The organism is Pseudoalteromonas sp. Isolate3, from assembly GCF_022398505.1.
In the GTDB taxonomy this organism is placed as follows: Bacteria; Pseudomonadota; Gammaproteobacteria; order Enterobacterales; family Alteromonadaceae; genus Pseudoalteromonas; species Pseudoalteromonas apostichopi.
The window spans coordinates 1-1,532 of record NZ_JAKEVN010000247.1; the positions used below are offsets into that span (position 1 = coordinate 1).

Sequence of the window (1,532 nt, forward strand, 5' to 3'; positions counted from 1 at the left end):
CCCGCTTTTCAAGCGGGTTTTTTACTTATAAATAGCCAGTAAATAATTACTTAATCGATTTATGATAATCTTCTAAATCTTTAGCGGCATTTGGGTCGTTAAATACATCTTCATCAAATTCCCCTTCAGATTTCGCAACTACACAAGTCACCATACAGTCACCAGTAACGTTGACAGCAGTACGCGTCATATCAAGTAAACGGTCTACACCAATAATGATAGCAATACCTTCTACAGGCAAGCCTACTTGGTTTAACACCATCGCTAACATAATAAGACCAACACCGGGCACACCAGCAGTACCTACAGATGCAAGTGTTGCGGTTAAAATAACCATTAAGTAATCTGAAATTGTTAAATCAACAGAAAATACTTGTGCAATGAATACGGTAGCAACACCTTGCATAATTGCTGTGCCGTCCATGTTAATGGTTGCACCTAAAGGCACGGTAAATGAGGCAACTGAATTATGTGCGCCTAATTTTTTGCTAGCAGTTTCTAAGGTAATAGGCATGGTTGCACTTGAGCTTGATGTGCTAAATGCAAATAGGCAGGCATTTTTCATTTTCTTTAAAAACGTAATAGGGTTAAGACCTGTAAACATTTTTAACAACACACTGTAGTTAACAATACCGTGGAAGAGTAGGGCAAAAACAACTACACCAAAGTACAATGCAAGGCTCTTTATTAGTTTTAAATCTATAGTAGTAAATAGTTTTGCCATTAAAAAGAAAACACCATAGGGTGCAATATTCATAAGCAAAGTAACTAGCTTTAGAATAACGGTATTTAAGTCTTCAAATACATTTGCTACTCGTTGACCCGCTTTACCACTAAGCGCCATCGCTACGCCAAATAATAATGCAAAAACAATAACCTGTAGCATATTACCGCTTGCCATTGCATCAATAGGGTTTGTCGGGAACATACTAATGATAACTTGTGCGAGAGTTGGCGCTTCTTTTGCACTGTAATTAGCATCTGAAGGTAGATTGATACCTTCTCCTGGATTTACCAATAACGCTAAGGTAATAGCAACGGTAATAGCGATTGCAGTAGTCGCTAAATAAAGCAAAATTGATTTACCACCTAAACGTCCTAATTTCTTGGGGTCGCTTAAGCTGCAAGTACCACAGACTAATGATACAAAAACCAGTGGTACCACAAGCATTTTCAAGCTTGCGATAAATATTTGACCACCAACATGGAAAATTCCATCAACGAAAAATGCTTTAATTGGTAAAGAGAATAACCCTAGTGGAATAAGGAAATCGTCTTCACCCGCTAAAATGGCTTGAAAGATAAAACCAACGATTACACCCAGTACCATACCTACCATGATACGAGATGTAAGGCTTAAAGATCGTACTTTTGACATACACCCAGTCTATTTTTTTATAAATTTTGCCATAGACTACCAGCATGAAGATTTTTATACAGAAAAATTCGATAAATAGTTAAAGAATTTCGTTGCCTTTAAAGGAAAAAAATTATGATCTTCGTTTAATTTTTAGGTTAATATTAGGTAAATA

Annotated in this window: 1 protein-coding gene; it reads right to left on the reverse strand. The window is 36.5% G+C overall.

Features of this window, described 5'->3' with window-relative positions; genetic code table 11:
* Positions 1 to 46 precede the first annotated feature (46 nt).
* A complete protein-coding gene (locus tag L1D46_RS20610; RefSeq protein WP_178927047.1) occupies positions 47 to 1,378 on the reverse strand; it encodes a dicarboxylate/amino acid:cation symporter in 1,332 nt (443 codons plus the stop codon).
* Positions 1,379 to 1,532: the final 154 nt, after the last annotated feature.

What these genes read in the sequence shown, in the direction of transcription:
- L1D46_RS20610 (WP_178927047.1), bottom strand. Translation starts at nt 1,378, where the DNA reads ATGTCAAAAGTACGATCTTTAAGCCTTACATCTCGTATCATGGTAGGT.